Below are 21,301 nucleotides of genomic sequence, written 5' to 3'. Positions count from 1 at the left end.
TTTCCGCGCGGCGCATGCCGATGCATGCCAAGCATTGCCGGGCGAAACAATTCCGCTATACTAGCGCGCCTCGCGACATAACGCTCCCTTCGTCTAGCGGCCTAGGACACCGCCCTCTCAAGGCGGGAACACGAGTTCGAACCTCGTAGGGAGCGCCAATTGCTTGTGCAATCTTCCATGATTGCCCCTGCCGTGAAGGGTCTTGGCGATCCGAGGCATCAGGTCGTCGGTCGGATCAAAAGCGGCCATCCATGGCCGCACTCTTCATCGCCTGTGCGATCATCCGTGATCGCCGCGATCGGAGAGGTGGCTACCAGCCCACACCTCTCCTGCGTCTGGCGCGGATCAGAAGCGGCCATCCATAGCCGCACTCCTCATGAGAGAGAAGAGCAGGCCAATTCATGACCTTTGTTGTCATCGACAATTGCATCAAGTGCAAGTACACCGACTGCGTCGAGGTCTGCCCGGTCGACGCCTTCCATGAGGGTCCGAACTTCCTGGCGATCGATCCCGACGAGTGCATCGACTGCACGCTGTGCGAACCGGAATGCCCGATCAATGCGATCTATCCCGAGGACGACGTGCCGGCCGGCCAGGAAGAGTTCGTGGCGCTGAACGCCGAGCTGGCGAAGAGCTGGCCGGTGATCACCGAACGCAAGGACGCCCTGCCCGACGCCAAGGATTGGGAAGGCCGGCCGGACAAGCTCAAGCTGCTGCAGCGCTGAGCCTGCCCCGCAAGCAAAAACGCCGCCCTCCGGGGCGGCGTTTTTTCGTGGTGCCGGGTGCGGGAATCAGCTGCCCAGGCGCGACTTCAACGTATCGATCACCTTGGCCACCGCCGCGGCGTTGCCTTCGGCGCGTACTTCGCTGGCTTTCTCGCCGCTGCTGCCGACACTGATCACCACCTGATGCGAACCGGCACCCGGCGCCAGCGCGGCATCAGCCTTGTCGCGACCGAACATGCGGCCGAAGAAACCTTTTTTCTTCTGCTGTGCCACCGCATCGGAAACGTTCAGCGTGTAGCTGTGAGCAGCATCGTCGTGACCGACCAGTTGTCCCAGGCTGCCGCCCTCCAGCGCCTGGCCGATCCGGCGATAGGCGTTGTCGACATTGTCGGCCAGCACGAAGCCGTCGGAGATCTCGCCACCGGCCGAGCTCGTGCGCGCCGTGGCGCCGTTGGCGGTCGGCACGTTCGCACCCGGCGGCGGAATCGACAGCGCCTCCGTGGTCGATGGCCGGTCAAGACCCGGGGGGATCTCCAGCGGCGATTCCTGCAGGGCGGTGTTCCAGGCCTTGTGCGAGCGGAACGCGCCGCAGCCGGAAAGCAGCAGGCCGCTGAGGGCCAGGGCCGGCAGGGCCACGAGGAGCGAGCTTTTCTTCATGTAATCAGATTCCGTGAGTAAGGCAGGCAACCGTCAACCGGCCGCAGTCGCCTAGGATGCCAGACTGGACAGCGCTTGGTGCAATCGGGCGCGTTCCGGACCGTCGTTCAGCTCCACCAGCGGCAACCTCGGCAGGGCCAGTCCCAACCCCAGCGCGTGCAGGCACGCCTTGACCGCGATCGGGTTCGGAGCGCAGTTCAATGCCTGCAGCAGCGGCTCGAGCGCGTCCTGGCAATGCGCCGTCGACGCCCGGTCGCCGCCGGTCGCCGCGTCGCACAGGGCACGGAACGCCCGCGGCACCAGATTCGCCACCACCGAGATGGTGCCGGCCGCCCCGGCCAGCATCGCCTCGCCGGCGCTGCCGTCGTCGCCGGACAGATAGACGAAATCCTCGCGCACAAGTTCCGCCAGCGCCGAAATCCGCTCGCGATCGGCGCGCGCCTCCTTGATTCCCGCGATCGCCGGATGATCGCGCAGGCCGGCCACGGTTTCAGGCAGCAGGTCGCAGCCGGTGCGGGTCGGCACGTTGTAGAGCAGCACCGGCAGGCCGCCGTGCTCGGCCACCTCGAGGAAATGGCGGCGCAGCCCTTCCTGGGTGGGGCGCACATAGTACGGCGTCACCACCAGCGCCGCGTTGGCACCCAGCGCCCGCGCGCGGCGGGTCAGCGCGACCGTCTTGGCGGTGCCCGCTTCGCCGGTGCCGGCGATCACCGGCACCCGCCCGGCCACATGCTCGAGCGCGAACACCAGCAGCCGGTCGAACTCGTCATGCTCCAGCATGTGCGCTTCGCCGGTGGATCCGGCCACCACCAGCGCCTGCGTGCCGCCGGCCAGCTGATGGTCGAGCAGCCGGCCGAACGCGCCCAGGTCGAGCGCGCCGTCCGCTGCAAATGGGGTGGCCAGCGCGCAGATGCTTCCGCGAATGTTCAAGACTCGATTCCGCTACAAGGCAAGCCCCGCATGTTACTTGCCGCCTCGCGAGGCGGGCAAGTAAGCTCAGCCGGTGTAGTCTCACGGTTCCGCATCGTGCGGACGACCGTCGCCCACAGGCCTGCCCTCTTGAAATCCTCCACCGTCCCTCCGCGCTCGGGCAACGACAACCAGTTGCTGATCCAGGCGCTCACCACGGCAGGCAAGTCGCCACTGCTGGCGCTGGCCAAGCGGATCGCCGACGCCGGCTGTAACCTCTACGAATCGCGCGTCTCCACGATCGGCACGGAAACCTCGCTGATGCTGCTGGCCAGCGGCGCCTGGGACGCGCTGGCCAAGCTGGAAACCGCGCTGACCAAGCTGGCCCGCGACGAGAGCCTGCGGCTGGTGCATTACCGTACCGGTCCGCGCGCGAACAGTTCGCACCTGCTGCCCTACCTGGTGGAAGTGGTGGCCGCCGACCGGCCCGGGATCGTGGCGCGCATCGTGGAGTTCTTCAGCCAGCACGGCATCAGCGTGGAGCAGCTGAACTCCACCCGCTACCAGGCGATGCAGACCGGGGCGGACATGTTCCAGGCCCAGTTCACCATCGGTATCCCGGCGGAGATCCACATCGCCGCGCTGCGCGACGACTTCCTGGAACTGTGCGACGGCCTGAACCTCGACGCGATCATGGATCCGGTCAAGTTCTGAGCGCAGCAGTCTGCCGAGCATCGCGCGATCGCGCTTTCCTGGCAAGGACTGTCCTGCGCCGCCTCGCCCGCGCTAGTCTGTCGCCGTGGACCCCCAGAGGGACGGTGCATTGCCATCAGCGCGTCGATTCATGCCGATCGCCACGGGCGCATCCAGACGCCTCGCCGCCACCCCGCCGGCCCGGGCCACCCCGCTCCACCTCCCTTTCCATCTTCCATCGCGGCACGGCATCGCCGTGCAGGACTCTCCATGCCTGATATCGGCAAGAAACTGCCCCCGCTGACGGGCGCCACCGGCGACGGCGGCGAGCTTGAACTCGCCAGCCTCAAGGGTCAGTGGATCGTGGTGTATTTCTACCCGAAGGACAGCACTCCCGGCTGCACCAACGAGGCGAAGGATTTCCGCGATCTCCATCCCGCCTTCCGCAAGCGCCACGCGCAGATCGTCGGCGTCTCGCGCGATTCGCAGAAATCGCACGCCAACTTCGCCGCGAAGCAGGAACTGCCGTTCCCGCTGGTATCCGATCCCGACGAAACCTGGTGCCGCGCCTTCGACGTGATCCACGAGAAGGTGCTGTACGGCAAGCGCCACCTGGGCATCGTGCGCAGCACCTTCCTGATCGACCCCGACGGCAAGCTGGCGCGCGAATGGCGCGGCGTGAAGGTGCCCGGCCACGCCCAGGCCGTGCTCGACGCCATTCCCGCCCGTTGACCGTCATGGCTGACGCCCGCAGTTCCCTCCACCCCCACAGCGAGGACCCTTCCGCATGACCGGAAGCAAGCGCATCTACGCTCTCGACACCAACGTCCTGCTGCATGACCCGACCTCGCTGTTCCGCTTCGAGGAACACGACGTCTTCATCCCGATGACCGTGCTGGAGGAACTGGACGAAAAGAAGAAAGGCGCCTCGGAAGTCTCGCGCAACGGCCGCCAGGCCAGCCGCTTCCTCAACGAGCTGATCGAGCGCGGCAAGCAGCACGACCTCGCCGACGGCCTGGAACTGAGCAACCCGCAGGGCGTCAAGCTCAAGCGCGGCACCTCGGTCGGCCGGCTGTATTTCCAGCATCGCACCAGCAGCAACGGCCACGCCAAGGCGGACAACCAGATCCTGGCGGCAGTGATCGAACTGCGCGACCAGAACCCGGACCGCGACGTGATCCTGGTCACCAAGGACATCAACCTCAGGATCAAGGCCAGCATCAACGGACTGGTCGCCGAGGATTACGAGAACGATCGCGCGCTGGACGATTTTTCCCTGCTTTACACCGGCTCGACCGCGTTGCCGGAGGATTTCTGGGAGCTGCATCCGGAGGTGCGCTCGTGGACCGAGCGCGGCCGCACGTTCTACGAGGTGAAGCGGCGCGATGAGGAAACCTGGTACCCGAACGAATGCCTGTACCTGCCCGGCGAGAACGCGATCGAGCTGCGCGTGCTGCACCTGGACGAGGCCAGCGCCACGCTGGTGCTGCTGGACGACCACTCGCACGCCAACCATCACGTGTGGGGCATCGGCGCGCGCAACCGCGAGCAGAACTTCGCGCTCAACGCGCTGATGGATCCGGACATCGACTTCGTCACCCTGCTCGGCAACGCCGGCACCGGCAAGACCCTGCTGGCGCTGGCCGCCGGACTGGCCCAGGTGATGGACCAGCAGCGCTACCGCGAGATCATCATGACCCGCGCCACCGTCTCGGTGGGCGAGGACATCGGCTTCCTGCCCGGCACCGAGGAAGAGAAGATGACGCCGTGGATGGGCGCGCTCACCGACAACCTAGAAGTGCTGGCCAACCCCGAGGACGGCGGCAGCTGGGGCCGCCAGGCCACCAACGACCTGCTCGCCTCGCGCATCAAGATCCGCTCGCTCAACTTCATGCGCGGGCGCACCTTCCTGAGCCGCTACCTGATCATCGACGAGGCACAGAACCTCACCCCGAAGCAGATGAAGACGCTGATCACCCGCGCCGGTCCCGGCACCAAGATCGTCTGCCTCGGCAACGTCGAGCAGATCGACACGCCCTACCTCACCGAGACCACCTCCGGCCTTACCTACGCGGTCGACCGCTTCAAGAGCTGGGAGCACTCCGCGCACATCACCCTGCGCCGCGGCGAGCGTTCGCGGTTGGCGGATTTCGCGGCAGAGGCGCTTTGAACGGAACGCGAAAAGGCGCCGGAGCGGCGTCGGTGCCCTGCGCCCTCACCATCGCCGGCTCCGACTCCGGCGGCGGCGCGGGCATCCAGGCGGATCTGAAAACCTTCCACGCCCATGGCGTGCACGGGCTTTCCGCGATCACCGCGATCACCTCGCAAAATACCTGCGGCGTCAATGCCGTGCACGCGGTGCCGCTGGCCCACGTGCGCAGCCAGCTCGCTGCCGTGTTCGGCGATTTTCCGGTCGCCGCCGTGAAGACCGGCATGCTCGGCAGCGCCGCCGTCACCCGGCTGGTGGCGCGAGAGATGGCCGCGCGCAAGCCGGCCTGGCTGGTGGTCGACCCGGTGATGATCGCCACCAGCGGCGCCCGCCTGCTGGACGAGCAGGCCGTCGACATTCTGGCCGGCGAACTGATCCCGCTGGCCGACGTGCTCACCCCGAACCTGCCCGAGGCCGAGGCGCTGCTCGGTCGCCCGATCAGGACCCCGGCAGAGTGCGACGCCGCCGGCGCGGCCCTGCTCGGGCTGGGCGCCGCCGGCGTGCTGCTCAAGGGCGGCCATGCCGATGGCGCCGAAGTGGTGGACCGTTACTACGACGCGCGCGGCGTGCTGGAACTGCGCCACCCACGGTTGCCGCTGGAGGGCCACGGCACCGGCTGCACGCTGGCCGCGGCGATCGCCGCCGAACTCGCGCAGGGCCGATCGCCGCGCTCGGCCGTGCGGCGTGCGGTAGCCTACGTGGATCGTGCCTTGCGGCGCAGCTACCGACCCGGCGGCGGCGACGTCCACGTGCTGCGGCACTGAATTATCCGCCTGCCCCGTCATCCGAGCCATCCCCGACGATGCTTTCCCGTCAGCTGAAAGATTTTGCCTACCGCCACCGGCTGCCCGCCAAGCGCGCCATTGCGCTGCTGGCGCGCTCGCTGCCGGCGCCGGCGAGCCGCCGGCTGCTCGCCATGGCCGAACGCGTCGCGTTCAGCGCCACCCCGCAATACCAGGGCGAAACGCTGCCGCCGATCTTCGGCTACTGGTCGGGACGCTTCCTGGCGCCCGATGCGCAGCGGCTCGGCATCGGTTCGCCGGAAGGCTTCTTTCTCGACCATGTGCGCCGTCGAGCGGCCGACGAACGCCGGCCGGTGCGCGTGCTCAGTGCCGGTGCCGGCGCCTGCGGCATGGAGATCGAACTGGCCGCCCGGTTGCAGGCCGACGGCATCCCGGCACGGATCACCTGCCTCGACTTCAACCGCGCCCTGTTGCATCGCGCCGAGGCCATGGCGAAGGAGCACGGCGTTGCCGCGGCGATGGCGTTCGAGGTGCGCGACTGCAACCAGCCGTTCGACCTGCCCGGGCAGGACGCGATCATCGTCAACCAGTTCTTCCACCACGTCACCGAGCTGGAGACGTTCTGCCGCTCGCTGCGCCGCTCGCTCGCGACGCGGGGCGTGCTGCTCAGCTCCGACATCGTCGGCCGCAACGGCCACCAGCTGTGGCCGGACGTGGAACGCCTGGTGCAGCAAGCGTGGACAACCCTGCCGCCCGGCCAGCGCCACGACCGCCATTTCAACACCGCACCGGAGCGCTACCGACCGGTCAACCACGCCGCGTATTCGAACGAGGGCGTGCGCGCGCAGGACATCGTGGGCTGCCTGCTGGCGGAGTTCGATTTCGAGCTGTTCTTCAGTTTCGGCGGCGCCATCGTGCCGTTCGTCGAACGGCGGATCGGTTTCAACTTCGACCCGCAGCAGGCCGCGGACCGCGCCTGGATCGACCACGTGCAGGCGCTCGATTCGGCCGCTCTCGCCGCCGGCCGCTATCCCGCCGCCAACATGATCGCCGCGCTGCGCCACAAGGGCGCGGTCGCCGTGCCCATATCCGAACCGGTCAGCCCGCAGCGCCACGTCGAGTTGACCCGGGAACAGCAGATGAAGGCCGCGGCAGCCTCGCGATAGCGGCGGCGGCCAAGCGAGTAGAATGTCTGGCCGACAGTCATTCCACGGTTGCACGCACCGACCATGAGCCTCGCCCCCCGCCTCATCCTGCTGGCCCTGTTCGCCTTCTTCGCGCTGTGCGTGCTGCTGGTGCACCTGCGTGGCCGCGTGCGGTTGCGCTTCGACCGCCAGCTGGTCGACCACTCGGCGGTGTTCGCGCCGTATAACCTGCTGATGTACGCGTTCTCGGCGGTGCCGGCCCGACCGATCCTCGATCGCCGCGGCTTCCCGCAACTGGATCTATTGCAGGCGAACTGGCAGACCATCCGCGCGGAAGCGCTGTCGCTGTTCGACGAGGGCCACATCCGCGCCGCGGCGAAGAACGACGACGCCAGCTTCAACAGCTTCTTCAAGCAGGGCTGGAAGCGCTTTTATCTCAAGTGGTACGGCGAGCCGCTGGCCTCGGCCGAGGCGCTGTGCCCGCAGACGGTGGCGCTCCTGAAATCCATCCCCAGCATCAAGGCGGCGATGTTCGCCACGCTGGCGCCGAACAGCAAACTCAACCCGCACCGCGACCCGTTCGCCGGCTCGCTGCGCTACCACCTGGGCCTGATCACGCCGAACTCGCGCGACTGCCGCATCTTCGTCGACGGCGAGGAGCACGCCTGGGGCGACGGCAAGGACGTGGTGTTCGACGAAACCTACGTGCACTGGGTGGAGAACAAGACCGACCAGACCAGGGTGATCCTGTTCGCCGACGTGGAGCGCCCGCTGCGCACGCGCTGGATGAGCGCGATCAACCATCGCGTCGGCGCCTTCATGGGCCGCATCACCGCCTCGCCGAACACCGAAGGCAACGCCGAGAAGACCGGTTTCGTCAACCGCCTGTATGCGCTCAGCCGGCGCCGCAAGGGCGCCGGGCACGCGTGGAAGGCCGCGTTCAAGAGCCGTCACAGGAAGCTGTACAAGGCCGGCAAGTACTTGGGCATCCTGCTGTTGATCTGGCTGATCTTCCTGGCACCGTGGCCGATCTTCCGCTAGGCAGTCACGTTTCGCGGCAGCAGCGCGTCCTGGCTGGGTCAACTCCCGGAGCGTTTCATGGACGCGCAGACCGCCCTTTTCCAGCAATACCGTCAGCGCCTGTTCGGCCTGGCCTACCGCATGCTGGGCACGCCCAGCGACGCCGAGGACGTGCTGCACGACGCGTGGCTGCGCTGGCATAAACAGGGCACCGGCGCACTGGACGACCCGGAGGCGTGGCTGGTCACCGTGACCACACGCATCGCGCTGGATCGGCTGCGCCGCGCCAAGATCGAGCGCTCGCACTACTCCGGTCCGTGGCTGCCGGAGCCGCTGACCGTCGACGCCGATCAACCGGAGGCGCAACTGGAGCGAGCCGAAAGTCTCACCCTCACCTTCCTGTTGCTGCTGGAGCGTCTGAACGCGGAGGAACGCGCCGCCTTCCTGCTGCGCGAGGTGTTCGACTACAGCCACGCCGAAGCGGCCGCGATGCTGGAGATCACCGAGGACGCCTGCCGCCAGCGCGTGCACCGCGCAAAGCAACGGTTGCGCGGGGACAGGCCGCGCCAGCCGCTGCCGGACACCGGCACGCAACGCCGCCTGCTAGAACGCTTCGTGCGGGCGCTGCAGCAACCCGACATGCCCACGCTGCGCGCCCTCTTCGCCGAGGACGCCATGAGCGTTTCCGATGGCGGTGGCTTGGCGCGGGCCGTCCTGCACCCGCTGCATGGCGCCGAACGGCTGGCCCGGCTGTACATGCAGATCGCGTTGCAACAACAACGCCACGGCGTGCGCCACGAGATCCGCCAGCTCAACGGCATGCCCGCCCTGCTCAGCTGGCAGGGCGACACGCTGATCTCGGCCAGCTGGATCGACGACGACGGCGAACGCATCACCGCCGTGCACGCGCTGCGCCACCCCGCCAAACTGGCCCGGCTGGCGGCCGTCACGAAATCGGCAGCGCCCACGTCCGTGCATTGAATGGCCAATCCCGGCCGCACACTGCAAGGAAAACCCCATGCCCCGTTTCAACGTCAACAAACGCCTCGACGCCGTGAAGCCACTGTTTGCCCTGGGCGAATACGTCAGGAACTCCGGCCTCGGACAAAACCTGATCGAACTGGTGCAGATGCGCGTCTCGCAGCTCAACGGCTGCGCCTACTGCCTGGACATGCACAGCAAGGACGCCCGCGCCGCCGGTGAGACCGAGCAACGCCTGTACCTGCTGCAGGCCTGGCGCGAAGCGCCGTTCTACAGCGCCCGCGAACGTGCCGCGCTGGCCTGGTGCGAGGCGGTGACCCGGCTCGACCCGATCCACGGCGTGCCCGATCAGGTCTACACGGAGGCCCGCGTCCACTTCAGCGAGGAGGAACTGATCGACCTCAACATGGCCGTGATCGCGATCAATAGCTGGAACCGCATCGCCATCCCGTCGCAAGCCGACGTGGGCAGCTACAAGCCGGCCAAGCATTGAAACGCGGGTAGCAGCCGGCTCACCTCGGCCCAATGAAAAAGCCGCGGGCATGCCCGCGGCTTTTTCTGCAGCGGCTGCGCGGATCAGGCCGCGAGGCGCTTCACGATCGCGTCGGCGAAGCTGCTGGTGCTGCCCTTGCCGCCCAGGTCCGGCGTCACGCTGTCGCGGTCGTTCGTCATGGTATCGCGGATCGCCTGGCGCAGCCGGTCGCCCTTGGCCACCATGTCCAGGTGGTCGAGCATGTCGGCCGCGGCCAGCAGCAGCGCGCACGGGTTGGCGATGCCCTTGCCCGCGATGTCCGGCGCCGAGCCGTGCACCGCCTCGAAGATCGCCGCGCCCTCGCCGATGTTGTCGCCCGGCGCCAGGCCGAGGCCGCCGACCAGACCGGCGCACAGGTCCGAGAGGATGTCGCCGAACAGGTTCGTGGTGACGATCACGTCGAACTGGTACGGATTCATCACCAGTTGCATGCAGGTGTTGTCCACGATCATCTCGTTGAACTCGATCTGCGGGTATTCCCTGGCGATCTCGCGCGCCACGTTGAGGAACAGGCCCGAACTGGTCTTCAGGATATTCGCCTTGTGCACCGCGGTGACCTTCTTGCGGCCCTTCTTCACCGCCAGCTCGAACGCGTAGCGCACGATCCGGCTGCTTCCCTTGCGGGTGTTGCGCGCGACCGACTCGGCGATCTCGCCGTCCTCGGACAGGGTCTGCCCCTCGGAGCGGTAGGCGCCCTCGGTGTTCTCGCGCACGGTGATGATGTCGATGTTCTCGTAGCGCGACCTGGTGCCGGGGAAGCTCACCGCCGGGCGCACGTTCGCGTACAGGTCGAAATGGCGGCGCAGGGTCACGTTGACCGAGGTGAAGCCGCCGCCGATCGGCGTGGTCAGCGGACCCTTCAGCGCCACCTTGTGCTCGGCGATCCTGTCCAGGGTGGCCTTGGGCAGCAGATCACCGTGCTTCTCCAGCGCGACCATGCCGGCGTCGACGAAGTCATAGGAAAGGCCGCAGTCCAGCGCGTCGAGCACGCGCAACGTGGCAGTCATGATCTCCGGGCCGATGCCATCGCCGGGGATCACGGCAATCGTCTTGCTCATGGGGGTAACTCCTTGGAACGGAATGCTGCAGGCAGCGCGTGCACATGGGGATGCGCAGGCGCCGAAACCGGTCGATTATCGCCGATAAGGCCCCGCGCGAACAGGGCGATTGCCCTGCAAGGCGTTGAAAATACTCGCACGCAGCATTGCAAAAAGCCGCAGCCAGCCGCGCTTCCTGCAACCGCAGCGGCTACGCTCCGGCGTGATCGCTGCAGGCAGCGGGATCGTTCCCGGCACCCGACTCGAGCTGGTCGAGCAGGTCCACCGCGCGGCGCAGGTGCGGGATGACGATCGAGCCGCCTACCACCAGACCCACGCTGAACACCTCGAAGAATTCGTCGCGCTGCACGCCGGCGTCCTTGCACTGCGCAACGTGGTAGCTGATGCAGTCGTCGCAGCGCAGCACCATCGAGGCGACCAGGCCCAGCATCTCCTTGGTCTTCACGTCCAGCGCGCCGGCCTTGTAGGTCTGCGTGTCCAGCGCGAAGAAGCGCCGCACGACCTGGTTGTCCTCGGCCAGGATGCGCTCGTTCATGCGCTGGCGGAACGCGGTGAATTCCGCAAGCTTGTCGCTCATGCCGCCTGCTCCAGCAACTCGGCCAGCCTGCCGCTTCGATCGGCGGCAACCAGGTCGTCGTAGCCACCCACGAGCTCGTCGTTGATGAAGATCTGCGGCACGGTGCGGCGACCGCCGCTGCGCGCCAGCATCGTGTCGCGTTGCGCCGGATCGGTATCGACGCGCACCTCGGTCCACTCCAGCCCCTTGGACTTGAGCAGGTTCTTGGCCGCCACGCAGTACGGGCATACCGCGGTGGAATAGACCTCGATCTTGGACATCACGACACTCCGCTGCATGGGAAAAGACCAACAGAACATGGGGCCGCGCCGCTGCCGGCTCAAGCGGCCGGGCCAGGCTGAACCGATGCGGCGAACCGCGGTCACAGTGCTATTGTCGCCCAACCTATGACCATGGCACCACGACGCCCCATCCCGCGCCTGCTGACGGCGCTGATCACCGCCGCGCTGGCCTGCGCCGCCGGCGCCCAGGACAACGTGCGCCTGCCCGACCTGGGCAGCTCGGCCAACGCGCTGATCTCGCCGCAGGAGGCGCAGGACTACGGTGCCTCGATGCTGCGCCAGATGCGCGCCCTGGACATGGTGGTGGACGACCCGCTGCTGGACGACTACATCAACGACCTCGGCTACCGGCTGGCCGCCAGCAGCGACAAGCCGAAAGAGCACTTCACGTTCTTCGTCGTCAAGGACCAGGAGATCAACGCGTTCGCCGCGCCCGGCGGCTACATCGCGGTAAACGCCGGGCTGATGACGATCACCCGGGACGAGAGCGAGCTGGCCGGCGTGATCGCCCACGAGATCGGCCACATCACCCAGAACCACCTGCAGCGCGCGTTCGAGGATTCCAGAAAGGACGCGCCGCTGATGGCGCTGGTGCTGCTGGGCGCGATCGTCGCCGGCGCCGGCGGCCACGGCGGCGACGCGCCGATGGCGGTGCTGGCCGGCGGCCAGGGGCTGATCGCGCAGAAGTCGATCAACTTCACCCGCAAGGACGAGATCGAGGCCGATCGCGTGGGTATCCAGACGCTGGCCAAGGCCGGCTTCGACCCGAACGCGATGGCCGGCTTCTTCCAGCGCATGCAGGACGCGATGAGTGCCGGCGCCGGCGGCGAGGACGTGCCGGCCCTGCTGCAGACGCACCCGGTGACGACGATGCGCATCAGCGATGCCAAGGCGCGCGCCGGCGCACTGGCCGCGGCGCAGAAGCTGCGCCCGTCCGGCACCGCCATGGACAAGCTGCAGTGGGAGAAAAGCACAGCTCCGATCGCGTTCGTGAAGGATCCCGCCACCCTGCTGCGGCCGTCGGTGCGCGGCGGCCTCGACACCTACGCGCTGATGCGCGAGCGCGTGCGCGTGCTGGCCGGCGACGCGACCAAGCTGGCCACCTACTACAGCGCCAGCCTGCAGTCCCGCCCCGATTTCGACACGCCGGCGAACCGCTACGGCTACGCCCTGGCGCTTACCCGCAGCGGGCGCGGCGCCATCGCGGCCGGGGAGTTGCAGCCGCTGCTGCAGTCCCATCCGGACAACCTGATCCTGAAGCTGGCGCTGGCCGACGCCCGCCTGCAGGCCGGGCAGCACGCCGCGGCGCTGGCGATGTATACCGAGCTCAATACCCAGTCGCCGCGCAACCGTGCCGTCGCGCTCGCCTACGCCAAGGCGCTTACCGCCGGCGGCGACAAGGCGCAGGCCAGCCTCGCCGCGAACCTGCTGCGTCCGCTGCTGGACGATGCCAGCGAGCCCGAGGTCTACAGCGCCTACGCCCGCGCCAGCGAGAAGGCCGGCGACAGCGTGCGCGCCGGCGAGGCGTTCGCCGATGCCAGCTACTACTCCGGCCGGCCGTTCGACGCGATGGAACAGCTCAAGCGGCTGCTCAAGCGCGACGACCTGGACTACTACGCGCGGGCGCGCATCCAGGCGCGCATCAGCGAACTGACCCCGCTGGTGCTGGAGCTGCACAAGCGCAAGATCAAGACCGAAGACAACCCTGACGGGCGGCAGCAGCAGCTGCGGCCCGACGGCGGCTGCGACAGCCGGCTGTGCTTCAGCCTCGGCGCCGGCCCGGACGGCGCCGTGCGGCCGCCGGGATAACCCGGATCCCTTCGAGCCGGCCCCATGTCATCGACACGTAACATTCATCCATTGCAATATCACGGTCACAAGACACTGCGGACCCCGGCGTGCACAAACGCATCCTGATCGTCGAAGACGAGACCTCGATCCGCGAAATGATCGCCTTTGCCCTGCGCAAGGCCGGCATGGACGCGATGCAGGCGGCCGACTCGCGCGCCGCCCAGATGGCGATCGCCGAACAGGTCCCAGACCTGATCCTGCTCGACTGGATGCTGCCCGGCACCAGCGGACTGGAGCTGGCACGGCGCCTGCGCAAGGAGGAGCTCAGCCGCGAGGTCCCGATCATCATGCTCACCGCGCGCGGCGAGGAGATGGACCGCGTCAACGGCCTCGAGGCCGGTGTCGACGACTACGTGGTCAAGCCGTTCTCCACCCGCGAACTGGTCGCCCGGATCAAGGCCGTGCTGCGGCGCAGCCAGGGCGACGACGGCTCCGGCGTGGTCGAACTCGGCGGCCTGCGCATCGACGGTCCGGCGCACCGGGTCTTCGCCGGCGACGAGCCGGTGCCGATCGGTCCCACCGAATACCGCCTGCTGTACTTCTTCATGACCCATCCCGAGCGCGTCTACTCGCGCACGCAGCTGCTCGACCACGTCTGGGGCGGCAGCGTGTACGTGGAGGAGCGCACCGTCGACGTGCACATCCGCCGCCTGCGCAAGACGCTGGAGCCGTGGAAGCTGGACGAGCTGGTGCAGACCGTGCGCGGTACCGGCTACCGTTTCTCGACCAGCATTTGAGCCGGCGCGAGCCGGCTTGCGGCGGCGGCGCCTTTTGCCGATGCTGGGCCCCCGCCGCCCCGAGCCTCCGCGCCGCATGAGCCCGTCCGCCACGCCTCCCTGGAAACTGCCCGCCACGCTGGCTGCCGGCCTGGGCGGCGGTGCGCTGCTGGGCTGGCTGGCCGGCGGTCACCCGGCGGCCGGCATCGCCCTGGTCGCCATCGCCGAAGTCGTCTTGCTGCTGACGCGGATCCGTCATCAAGACCAGATCATGATGGATGCATCCGCGACCGCCACCTCCCTCCAGCATGACCGCTTCATGACGCGATCCCGCCGCCTCGCCTCGAATCTGCGCGACCTGCGCAACGCCGTAAGCAAGTTGCCCGACGCCGTGGTGCTGCTCGACGAACAGCAGCAGATCCGCTGGTTCAACCATGCTGCCGAGAACCTGCTCGGGCTGCGCCGGCCGCAGGACCGCGGGGTATCCCTGTCGCAGCGGCTGGCCGGCTCCGAACTCGCCGACTGGCTGCGCGACGGAGCGCGCGAGCCGCTCAACGACGCCAGCGCGCCGGGGCAGGCGAACAGCCAGATCAACCTCAGCCTGCTGCCGCTCGGCGACCATGAGCAACTGCTGCTGGCGCACGACGTCAGCCACCTGAACCGGCTCGAACAGACCCGCCGCGATTTTGTCTCCAACGTGTCGCACGAATTGCGCACGCCGTTGACGGTGATCCACGGCTACCTGGAACTGCTCGACCCCGAAGACGTGCCCGAGCTGGCCCCGGTGCTGGGCGAGATGCGCGCGCAGTCGAAGCGGATGGGCCAGATCGTCGAGGATCTGCTGACCCTGTCGCGGCTGGAGACCCAGCACGAGGTCGTCGACGAGCGGGTGCCGATGGAAGCCCTGCTGGCGACCGTGCGCAAGGAGGCCGAGGCGCTCAGCCAGGGCCGCCATCGCATCGTGCTGGAATCCTCCGCCGGGGTCGACCTGCTCGGCTCGCCGAAAGATCTGCACAGCGCGCTGTCGAACCTGGCCAGCAACGCGGTGCGCTACACCCCTGCGGGCGGCAGCATCACCATCCGCTGGCAGCGCGAACCCGCCGGCGCGGTGTACTCGGTCAGCGACACCGGCTTCGGCATCCCGGCCTCGCACCTGGCCCGCCTCACCGAGCGCTTCTATCGGGTTTCCTCCAGCCGCTCGCGCGATACCGGCGGCACCGGACTGGGCCTGTCGATCGTCAAGCACGTGCTGAACCTGCACCAGGCCCAGCTGCAAATCCAGAGCGCCCCGGGAGTGGGCTCCACCTTCTCCTGCCATTTCGGCATGGCGCGCCTTCTCCCCCCCGGCAACAACGACGAAACCTGAAGGCTTGCGGCGGCGACGCATGCATTTGGCCCTCGCCATGCGCCAGAATGAGGCATGCGCCCGCCCGCCCCCGTCCCGCCCGATGCCACCGACCTGACCGCGCCCGGGCTGTACCTCAGCCGCGAGCTGGCTGCCCTGGAGTTCAATTTCCGCGTGCTGGCGATGGCGCGCGACGACTCCGTGCCGTTGCTGGAGCGGCTGCGCTACCTGAGCATCGTGGCGAACAACCTCGACGAATTCTTCGAGGTGCGGGTGGCGACGCTCAAGCGCCACCACGCCTACGGCTCGGCCGCACCGGGACCGGACGGGCTGGCTTCGGGCGAGCTGCTGGCGCGCATCCGCAGCCGCGTGCTGGACCTGGTCAGCGAACAGTACACGGCATGGCAGGAGCAGCTCGCCCCGCAGCTGGACGCCGAGCAGATCCACATCCTCACCCGCAAGCAATGGAGTCCCCGCCAGCGCCGCTGGCTGCACGGCTACTTCGAGCACGAGGTGCTGCCGGTGCTGTCGCCGCTGGGGCTGGACCCGGCGCACCCGTTCCCGCGCATCCTCAACAAGACGCTGAACATCGCCGTGGTGCTGAAAGGCCGTGACGCGTTCGGCCACGAGGGCCACATGGCGCTGGTGCGCGCGCCGCGCTCGCTGCCGCGGATCATCCGTGTGCCGGCCGAGGTCAGCGGACCCGGCGACCATTTCGTGTTCCTCGCCGAGCTGCTGCAGGCGTTCGCCGACCTGATGTTCCCCGGCCTCAAGGTGGTCGGCGCATACCAGTTCCGGGTCACCCGCAACAGCGAGCTGATCGTCGAGGAGGCCGAGGTGGAGAACCTCGCCCTCGCGCTCAGCGAGGAGCTGGTCGGCCGCGGCTATGCGCGGCCGGTGCGTCTGGAGATCGCCAACGATTGCCCGAAGGCGATCACCGCGATGCTGATCGAGAACTTCCAGCTGGAAGAGACCGACGTGTACCGCTGCGACGGCCCGGTCAACATCATCCGCGCCGGATTGATCTACGACTGGCTGGACCGGCCGGAGCTGAAATTCCCCCGCTTCAACCCGCAGCTGCCGGCGGCACTCGAGAGCGGCCGCAACAAGTTCGAGCTGATCGGCCAGCACGACGTGCTGCTGCACCACCCGTACCAGAGCTTCGCCGCGGTGATCGACCTGCTGCGCCAGGCCGCCGCCGACCCGCAGGTGCTGGCGATCAAGCAGACCCTGTACCGCGCCGGCGAGGACACCCCGCTGGTCGACCTGCTGGTGGAGGCCGCACGCAACGGCAAGGACGTCACCGTGGTGATCGAGCTGCGCGCGCGTTTCGACGAGGAGGCCAACATCCGCCTCGCCACGCGCCTGCAGGAGGCGGGCGTGCAGGTGGTGTACGGCGTGGTCGGCTACAAGACCCACGCCAAGATGATGCTGATCGTGCGCCGCGAGGGCGACACGCTTCGCCGCTACGTGCACCTGTCCACCGGCAACTACCACCAGGCCAACAGCCGGATGTACACCGACATCGGGCTGATGACGGCGAACCCGGAGATCGGCGAGGACCTGCACAAGGTATTCCAGCAGCTTTCCGGGCTGGGTCCGATCATCGAACTGAAGCGGCTGCTGCATTCGCCGTTCACGCTCTACCCCAGCGTGCTGGCGAAGATCGAGCGCGAGACCGCACACGCCGAGGCCGGCCGCCCCGCCCGCATCGTCGCCAAGCTCAACGCGCTGAACGACGCGCGCGTGATCGAGGCGCTGTACCGCGCCTCGCAGGCAGGTGTGGAGATCGACCTGATCGTGCGCGGCGCGTGCACCCTGCGCCCATGCCTGCAGGGCATTTCCGAGCGCATCCGCGTGCGCTCGATCGTGGGCCGCTTCCTCGAGCACAGCCGGGTGTACTGGTTCGCCAACGACGGCGAGGCGGAAATCTACTGCGCCAGCGCGGACTGGATGGAACGCAACCTGCGGCGGCGGATCGAGGTGGCATTCCCGATCCTCGACCCCGAACTGGCCGCGCGCGTGTTCGAGGAAACCCTGGCCAACAGCCTGGCCGACAACACCCAGGCGTGGCTGCTCGGCGACGACGGCCGCTACACCCGCGCCGAACCCGGCGATGACCCGCCCTACAGCGCGCAGCAGGGCCTGATCGAGCTCTACTGCAAATGAGCTGCACCGCATGACGCACCATTTCGCCCATGGCACGTGCCCGTGCGAGAATCCGCGCCTGGCCGATGCGGGAGCCCGGGCGTGAGTCCAGCCGAACAGACACCGATCCGCGACGGCGAACTGCTCGCCGCGGTGGACATGGGCTCGAACAGCTTCCACCTGGTGGTGGCCCGCATGGAGCACGGCGAGCCGCGGGTGATCGACCGCCTGCGCGACACCGTGCGGATGGCCGCCGGCCTGCGCGCCGACGGCACCCTGGACGCCGAGCGGCGCGCCCGCGCGCTGGCCTGCCTGGCCCGTTTCGGCCAGCGCATCGCCGGCCTGCCGTCGATGCGGGTGCGTGCGGTGGCGACCAACACGGTGCGCCGGCTGGCCTCGCCGCAAACCTTCCTGACCGCCGCCGAGGCGGCCCTCGGCCACCCGATCGAGGTGGTCTCCGGCCGCGAGGAAGGCCGCCTGATCTTCCTCGGCGCGGCGCACGACCTGCCCGCCACGCGCGAACCGCGGCTGGTCATCGACGTCGGCGGCGGCAGCACCGAGTTCATCATCGGCCGCGGGCTGGCGCCGCTGCACACCGAGAGCGTGCAGGCCGGCTGCATCGCCTCGACCATGCGCTTCTTCCCCGGCGGCAAGATCAACCGCAAGCGCTGGCAACGCGCGCTCGGCGAGATCGGCGTGCTGCTGCAGCAGTTCGCCGAGGACTACCGCGAGTCGGGCTGGCAGGACGCCTACGGCTCGTCCGGCACCGCCAAGTCGATCGGCGCGGTGGTGCAGGCGATGAAGTTCTCCGACGACGGGATCACCCCGGCATCGCTCGCCGCGCTGCGCGACGTGCTGATCGGCCACGGCCAGATCGGCACGCTCAAGCTGCCCGGCCTGGTCGAGGAGCGTGCGCCGGTGCTTGCCGGCGGCGTGGTGATCTTCGAGGCGGCGTTCGCCGCGCTCGGCATCGAGCGGCTGCGCGTGTGCGAAAGCTCGATGCGCGAAGGCCTGCTGTGGGACCTGCTCGGCCGCGCCGGCGGCAGCGACCCGCGCACCGCCAGCATCGACGCCCTGGCCAACCGCTACGGCGTCGACCGCGCCCAGGCGCGGCGGGTGGAGGCCACCGCGCTGATGCTGTTCGACCAGGTTGCCCGCGCCTGGAAACTGGATGCCGACGCCCGCGAATGGCTGTCGTGGGCTTCGCGCGTACATGAGATCGGCCTGGCCATCGCCCACAGCCAGCACCATCACCACGGTGCCTACATCCTGCGTCACGCCGACCTGGCCGGCTTCTCGCGGCAGGAACAGCAGCTGCTGGCGGCGGTGGTCGAGATGCACCGGCGCAAACCGGACAAGGCGGTATTGGCCGCACTGCCGCAACGCTACCGCCAGCTCGCCCGCTACACCACCGCATTGCTGCGCCTGGCCGTGCTGTTCCGCCGCGCGCGCCGGGCCGAGTCGCTGCCGCAGATGAAGCTCGCCGCCACCAGCAAGTCGCTGCGCCTGACCCTGCCGCTGACCTGGTTCGAACAGCATCCGCTGAGCGAGGCCGACCTGCAGCAGGAACAGTCACCGATGAGCGAACTGGGCGTGAAGCTGGACATCTCCAGCAACTGACCATGACGGCCCAGCTTCCGTCGCAGCCGCGTATCATGCCCGGACGCCCAGACCTTGTCTTTTGATGCCATGTCGAAATTCCTGCTCGCCACGCTGCTCCTGATCCTGCCGCCGACGCTGGCGGCGCAGACCGCCAAACCGGCAACCGGCGCCGCTGCCGCGCCACCGCCGCAGGTCGTGCTCAGCACCTCGCAGGGCGACATCACGCTGGAGCTGTACCCGGACAAGGCGCCGAAGAGCGTGGCCAACTTCCTGCAGTACGTCCGCGACGGCTTTTACGACGGTACCTTGCTGCATCGGGCCATCCCCGGCTACCTGGTGCAGGGCGGCCTGTACACCCGCGACCTGCAGCCCAAGCGCACCCGCTCGGCAGTGCCCAGCGAGGCGGACAACGGCCTGTCCAACCTGCGCGGCACGGTGGCGGTCGCCCGCGGTGCCGACCCGAACTCCGGCACCGCGCAATTCTTCTTCAACCTGGTCGACAACCGCCGGCTCGACTTTGCCGGCACGCAGAGCGGGCTGACCTGGGGCTATACCGTGTTCGGCAGGGTGCTCAAGGGCATGGACGTGGTCGACAAGATCGCCGCCCTGCCCACACGGGCGCTCGGTCCGTTCGCCGCCGACGTGCCGGATCCGCTGGTGCTGATCAAGAACGCCCACGTCGTCGGCGAGGAGCCTGCGGCACCCGCCGCCAGCAACGCCGCTCCGGCAAAACCCGCACCCGCCGCAGCCGCACCGGTCGCGCCGAAGCCGCGCGGGAAAGCCGGCAAGCACGCCGGCAACGGTTGACCGGCGCGATGGCCACCCTGTTCATCGCCGACCTGCACCTGGACCCCGCCCGCCCGCAGATCACCGCGCTGTTCGAACGCTACCTGGCCGGCGCCGAGGTCCGCGGCGCCGACGCGCTGTACATCCTTGGTGACCTGGTCGAGGCATGGATCGGCGACGACGACGATGCCGAACTGCCCGCGCGCATCGCCGCCGCCAGCCGCGCCGTGCGCGACGCCGGCGTACCGGTGTACTTCATGGCCGGCAACCGCGACTTCCTGCTCGGCCCGGCGTTCGCCGGACGCGCCGGCCTGACCCTGCTCGACGACGGCACCGTGCACGACATCCACGGCCGCCCTACCCTGCTGATGCACGGCGACGTGCTGTGCACCGACGATCTCGCCTACCAGGCGGTGCGCCGGCAGGTGCGCACGCCCGAATGGCAGGCGCAGATCCTGGCGATGCCGCTGGAGGCCCGCCGCGCCTTCGCCGCCCGGGCCCGCGCGGACAGCAAGGCGCATACCGGCAGCACCATGGAAAGCATCATGGACGTCAATGCCGGAACCGTGGCCGAGACCATGCGCAAGGCGCATGTGACCCGGCTGATCCACGGACATACGCACCGGCCAGCCGTGCATTCATTCGAGCTGGACGGCGATCCCGCCGAGCGGATCGTGCTCGGCGACTGGTATGAGCACGGTTCGGTGCTGCGTGTGGACAACGACGGCGTCGAGCTTCGCGGGCTTGCATCCGGCTGAAGGAAACGCCGAATGACGCGCAGGATGGCGTTCGGCCAATGCGGCGAAAAGCATATCGGGGCGTATCCCAGCGGCCGGCAGAACCCCGCTGCGACACCGTGGTGATCGAGCAGAACCGTTTATCACCACACATACACGCATCGGGTTATAGCGTGGATCGCGACTGTCGGCGAGGCGACCACGATCTCCCCGTCACCGCCGACGAGTCGGGCGGAATGATGCATCCGCATGCCGCTGGAGCGGATTTTCGCGGCGCCGGTTTCCGCTGCCATGATGACCGACCTGCAGGACGACCGAGGCTCTACCGTACCGGCCTCGGGCGCATGCATGCCGCCATCGTGGCCAACGGCAGACGGCTCGGCCTGATTACCCGCATCGACTCGATGAACCCACCGGGTCGCAGGATGAGCAAGGCGGTTGATCCAACCGCTGCGTTGCCACGACAGCAGACTCGCGTCACGAAAATTCGACGTGATCGGCCGCCCCGGAAGGGCTGCCCGTCGACAGCGCCCGAATTTCGCATTCAGCAGAAGGAAGTTTTGCCATGTGTGGAATCGTTGCTGCC

22 protein-coding genes and 1 tRNA gene are annotated in these 21,301 nt (G+C 68.3%); 17 read left to right on the top strand and 6 right to left on the bottom strand.

Annotation, left to right across the window (positions count from 1 at the left end; translation table 11 throughout):
• Nucleotides 1–82: 82 nt before the first annotated feature.
• Together DEO45_RS15040 and fdxA are read left to right on the top strand one after the other, a co-directional pair.
• A tRNA-Glu gene (locus DEO45_RS15040) sits at nucleotides 83–158 on the top strand.
• 243 nt (nucleotides 159–401) lie between these two features.
• Nucleotides 402–725: a ferredoxin FdxA gene (gene fdxA, locus DEO45_RS15035; RefSeq protein ID WP_114345291.1), complete on the top strand. Its 324-nt coding sequence runs from the start codon at nucleotides 402–404 to the stop codon at nucleotides 723–725.
• A 66-nt stretch (nucleotides 726–791) separates the two neighbouring features.
• Here fdxA and DEO45_RS15030 read toward each other — a convergent pair whose 3' ends face one another.
• Together DEO45_RS15030 and dapA are read right to left on the bottom strand one after the other, a co-directional pair.
• Nucleotides 792–1,382, bottom strand: coding sequence for a hypothetical protein (locus DEO45_RS15030; RefSeq protein ID WP_114345288.1), 591 nt, complete (start codon nucleotides 1,380–1,382; stop codon nucleotides 792–794).
• Nucleotides 1,383–1,433: 51 nt separating this feature from the next.
• Nucleotides 1,434–2,312, bottom strand: coding sequence for a 4-hydroxy-tetrahydrodipicolinate synthase (gene dapA, locus DEO45_RS15025; RefSeq protein ID WP_114345285.1), 879 nt, complete (start codon nucleotides 2,310–2,312; stop codon nucleotides 1,434–1,436).
• A gap of 174 nt (nucleotides 2,313–2,486) precedes the next feature.
• Between dapA and DEO45_RS15020 the strand changes: the two genes are divergently transcribed.
• The 8 genes from DEO45_RS15020 to DEO45_RS14985 all read left to right on the top strand — a co-directional run bounded on the left by DEO45_RS15020 (nucleotide 2,487) and on the right by DEO45_RS14985 (nucleotide 9,575).
• Nucleotides 2,487–3,005 carry a glycine cleavage system protein R gene (locus tag DEO45_RS15020; protein WP_114345471.1) on the top strand — a complete coding sequence of 173 codons (519 nt, stop codon included), beginning with the start codon at nucleotides 2,487–2,489 and terminating at the stop codon, nucleotides 3,003–3,005.
• A gap of 249 nt (nucleotides 3,006–3,254) precedes the next feature.
• Nucleotides 3,255–3,716, top strand: coding sequence for a peroxiredoxin (locus DEO45_RS15015; RefSeq protein WP_114345282.1), 462 nt, complete (start codon nucleotides 3,255–3,257; stop codon nucleotides 3,714–3,716).
• A gap of 55 nt (nucleotides 3,717–3,771) precedes the next feature.
• Nucleotides 3,772–5,154 carry a PhoH family protein gene (locus DEO45_RS15010; RefSeq protein ID WP_114345279.1) on the top strand — a complete coding sequence of 461 codons (1,383 nt, stop codon included), beginning with the start codon at nucleotides 3,772–3,774 and terminating at the stop codon, nucleotides 5,152–5,154.
• A gap of 32 nt (nucleotides 5,155–5,186) precedes the next feature.
• Nucleotides 5,187–5,957 carry a bifunctional hydroxymethylpyrimidine kinase/phosphomethylpyrimidine kinase gene (gene thiD, locus DEO45_RS15005; RefSeq protein WP_189339773.1) on the top strand — a complete coding sequence of 257 codons (771 nt, stop codon included), beginning with the start codon at nucleotides 5,187–5,189 and terminating at the stop codon, nucleotides 5,955–5,957.
• Nucleotides 5,958–5,995: 38 nt separating this feature from the next.
• Complete coding sequence (locus DEO45_RS15000; protein ID WP_114345274.1) at nucleotides 5,996–7,102, top strand: class I SAM-dependent methyltransferase; 1,107 nt, start codon at nucleotides 5,996–5,998, stop codon at nucleotides 7,100–7,102.
• A 63-nt stretch (nucleotides 7,103–7,165) separates the two neighbouring features.
• A complete protein-coding gene (locus DEO45_RS14995) occupies nucleotides 7,166–8,122 on the top strand; it encodes an aspartyl/asparaginyl beta-hydroxylase domain-containing protein (protein ID WP_114345272.1) in 957 nt (318 codons plus the stop codon).
• A 57-nt stretch (nucleotides 8,123–8,179) separates the two neighbouring features.
• Nucleotides 8,180–9,082 carry an RNA polymerase sigma factor SigJ gene (gene sigJ / locus DEO45_RS14990; protein WP_114345270.1) on the top strand — a complete coding sequence of 301 codons (903 nt, stop codon included), beginning with the start codon at nucleotides 8,180–8,182 and terminating at the stop codon, nucleotides 9,080–9,082.
• A 37-nt stretch (nucleotides 9,083–9,119) separates the two neighbouring features.
• Nucleotides 9,120–9,575, top strand: a complete 456-nt coding sequence (locus DEO45_RS14985) for a carboxymuconolactone decarboxylase family protein (protein WP_114345268.1) — start codon at nucleotides 9,120–9,122, stop codon at nucleotides 9,573–9,575.
• A gap of 83 nt (nucleotides 9,576–9,658) precedes the next feature.
• Here the strand turns inward: DEO45_RS14985 and DEO45_RS14980 are convergent, their stop codons facing one another.
• The 3 genes from DEO45_RS14980 to grxC all read right to left on the bottom strand — a co-directional run bounded on the left by DEO45_RS14980 (nucleotide 9,659) and on the right by grxC (nucleotide 11,509).
• The gene (locus tag DEO45_RS14980; protein ID WP_114345264.1) at nucleotides 9,659–10,672 is read right to left on the bottom strand and encodes an isocitrate dehydrogenase; all 1,014 of its coding nucleotides are present in this window, start codon (nucleotides 10,670–10,672) and stop codon (nucleotides 9,659–9,661) included.
• Between the two features lie 190 nt (nucleotides 10,673–10,862).
• On the bottom strand, nucleotides 10,863–11,249 hold the full coding sequence (locus DEO45_RS14975; RefSeq protein ID WP_114345260.1) for a carboxymuconolactone decarboxylase family protein: 387 nt from the start codon (nucleotides 11,247–11,249) through the stop codon (nucleotides 10,863–10,865).
• A complete protein-coding gene (gene grxC, locus DEO45_RS14970; RefSeq protein WP_114345258.1) occupies nucleotides 11,246–11,509 on the bottom strand; it encodes a glutaredoxin 3 in 264 nt (87 codons plus the stop codon). The genes DEO45_RS14975 and grxC overlap by 4 nt, the downstream gene beginning before the upstream one ends.
• A 126-nt stretch (nucleotides 11,510–11,635) precedes the next feature.
• Between grxC and DEO45_RS14965 the strand changes: the two genes are divergently transcribed.
• The 7 genes from DEO45_RS14965 (at nucleotide 11,636) to DEO45_RS14935 (ending at nucleotide 20,736) form a co-directional block, all read left to right on the top strand.
• Nucleotides 11,636–13,339 (top strand): M48 family metalloprotease, encoded by a 1,704-nt coding sequence (locus DEO45_RS14965; protein ID WP_114345256.1) that lies wholly within the window; start codon nucleotides 11,636–11,638, stop codon nucleotides 13,337–13,339.
• 89 nt (nucleotides 13,340–13,428) lie between these two features.
• Nucleotides 13,429–14,118 (top strand): phosphate regulon transcriptional regulator PhoB, encoded by a 690-nt coding sequence (gene phoB, locus DEO45_RS14960; protein ID WP_114345254.1) that lies wholly within the window; start codon nucleotides 13,429–13,431, stop codon nucleotides 14,116–14,118.
• Between the two features lie 76 nt (nucleotides 14,119–14,194).
• Entirely contained in the window at nucleotides 14,195–15,463 is a 1,269-nt protein-coding gene (gene phoR / locus DEO45_RS14955; protein WP_114345252.1) for a phosphate regulon sensor histidine kinase PhoR, read from the top strand.
• A gap of 54 nt (nucleotides 15,464–15,517) precedes the next feature.
• Complete coding sequence (ppk1, locus tag DEO45_RS14950; RefSeq protein ID WP_114345250.1) at nucleotides 15,518–17,611, top strand: polyphosphate kinase 1; 2,094 nt, start codon at nucleotides 15,518–15,520, stop codon at nucleotides 17,609–17,611.
• 81 nt (nucleotides 17,612–17,692) lie between these two features.
• Nucleotides 17,693–19,210 carry a Ppx/GppA phosphatase family protein gene (locus DEO45_RS14945; RefSeq protein ID WP_114345248.1) on the top strand — a complete coding sequence of 506 codons (1,518 nt, stop codon included), beginning with the start codon at nucleotides 17,693–17,695 and terminating at the stop codon, nucleotides 19,208–19,210.
• Nucleotides 19,211–19,279: 69 nt separating this feature from the next.
• The gene (locus tag DEO45_RS14940; RefSeq protein ID WP_114345246.1) at nucleotides 19,280–19,999 is read left to right on the top strand and encodes a peptidylprolyl isomerase; all 720 of its coding nucleotides are present in this window, start codon (nucleotides 19,280–19,282) and stop codon (nucleotides 19,997–19,999) included.
• Nucleotides 20,000–20,007: 8 nt separating this feature from the next.
• Nucleotides 20,008–20,736, top strand: a complete 729-nt coding sequence (locus DEO45_RS14935; RefSeq protein ID WP_114345469.1) for a UDP-2,3-diacylglucosamine diphosphatase — start codon at nucleotides 20,008–20,010, stop codon at nucleotides 20,734–20,736.
• Nucleotides 20,737–20,858: 122 nt separating this feature from the next.
• On the opposite strand, the gene DEO45_RS16745 is transcribed toward DEO45_RS14935, so the two are convergent.
• A partial coding sequence (locus DEO45_RS16745) for a hypothetical protein (protein WP_223250895.1) occupies nucleotides 20,859–21,301 on the bottom strand: 443 nt, incomplete at its 5' end.

This window comes from Rhodanobacter denitrificans (genome assembly GCF_003335105.1).
GTDB lineage: Bacteria > Pseudomonadota > Gammaproteobacteria > Xanthomonadales > Rhodanobacteraceae > Rhodanobacter > Rhodanobacter denitrificans_A.
This window is presented reverse-complemented; position numbering and strand designations above follow the sequence as displayed.

Coding starts and splice junctions, on each gene's coding strand:
- fdxA (WP_114345291.1), top strand. CDS start 402: ATGACCTTTGTTGTCATCGACAATTGCATCAAGTGCAAGTACACCGAC.
- DEO45_RS15030 (WP_114345288.1), bottom strand. CDS start 1,382: ATGAAGAAAAGCTCGCTCCTCGTGGCCCTGCCGGCCCTGGCCCTCAGC.
- DEO45_RS15015 (WP_114345282.1), top strand. CDS start 3,255: ATGCCTGATATCGGCAAGAAACTGCCCCCGCTGACGGGCGCCACCGGC.
- DEO45_RS15010 (WP_114345279.1), top strand. CDS start 3,772: ATGACCGGAAGCAAGCGCATCTACGCTCTCGACACCAACGTCCTGCTG.
- DEO45_RS15000 (WP_114345274.1), top strand. CDS start 5,996: ATGCTTTCCCGTCAGCTGAAAGATTTTGCCTACCGCCACCGGCTGCCC.
- DEO45_RS14995 (WP_114345272.1), top strand. CDS start 7,166: ATGAGCCTCGCCCCCCGCCTCATCCTGCTGGCCCTGTTCGCCTTCTTC.
- sigJ (WP_114345270.1), top strand. CDS start 8,180: ATGGACGCGCAGACCGCCCTTTTCCAGCAATACCGTCAGCGCCTGTTC.
- DEO45_RS14985 (WP_114345268.1), top strand. CDS start 9,120: ATGCCCCGTTTCAACGTCAACAAACGCCTCGACGCCGTGAAGCCACTG.
- DEO45_RS14980 (WP_114345264.1), bottom strand. CDS start 10,672: ATGAGCAAGACGATTGCCGTGATCCCCGGCGATGGCATCGGCCCGGAG.
- DEO45_RS14975 (WP_114345260.1), bottom strand. CDS start 11,249: ATGAGCGACAAGCTTGCGGAATTCACCGCGTTCCGCCAGCGCATGAAC.
- grxC (WP_114345258.1), bottom strand. CDS start 11,509: ATGTCCAAGATCGAGGTCTATTCCACCGCGGTATGCCCGTACTGCGTG.
- DEO45_RS14965 (WP_114345256.1), top strand. CDS start 11,636: ATGACCATGGCACCACGACGCCCCATCCCGCGCCTGCTGACGGCGCTG.
- phoR (WP_114345252.1), top strand. CDS start 14,195: ATGAGCCCGTCCGCCACGCCTCCCTGGAAACTGCCCGCCACGCTGGCT.
- ppk1 (WP_114345250.1), top strand. CDS start 15,518: ATGCGCCCGCCCGCCCCCGTCCCGCCCGATGCCACCGACCTGACCGCG.
- DEO45_RS14940 (WP_114345246.1), top strand. CDS start 19,280: ATGTCGAAATTCCTGCTCGCCACGCTGCTCCTGATCCTGCCGCCGACG.
- DEO45_RS14935 (WP_114345469.1), top strand. CDS start 20,008: ATGGCCACCCTGTTCATCGCCGACCTGCACCTGGACCCCGCCCGCCCG.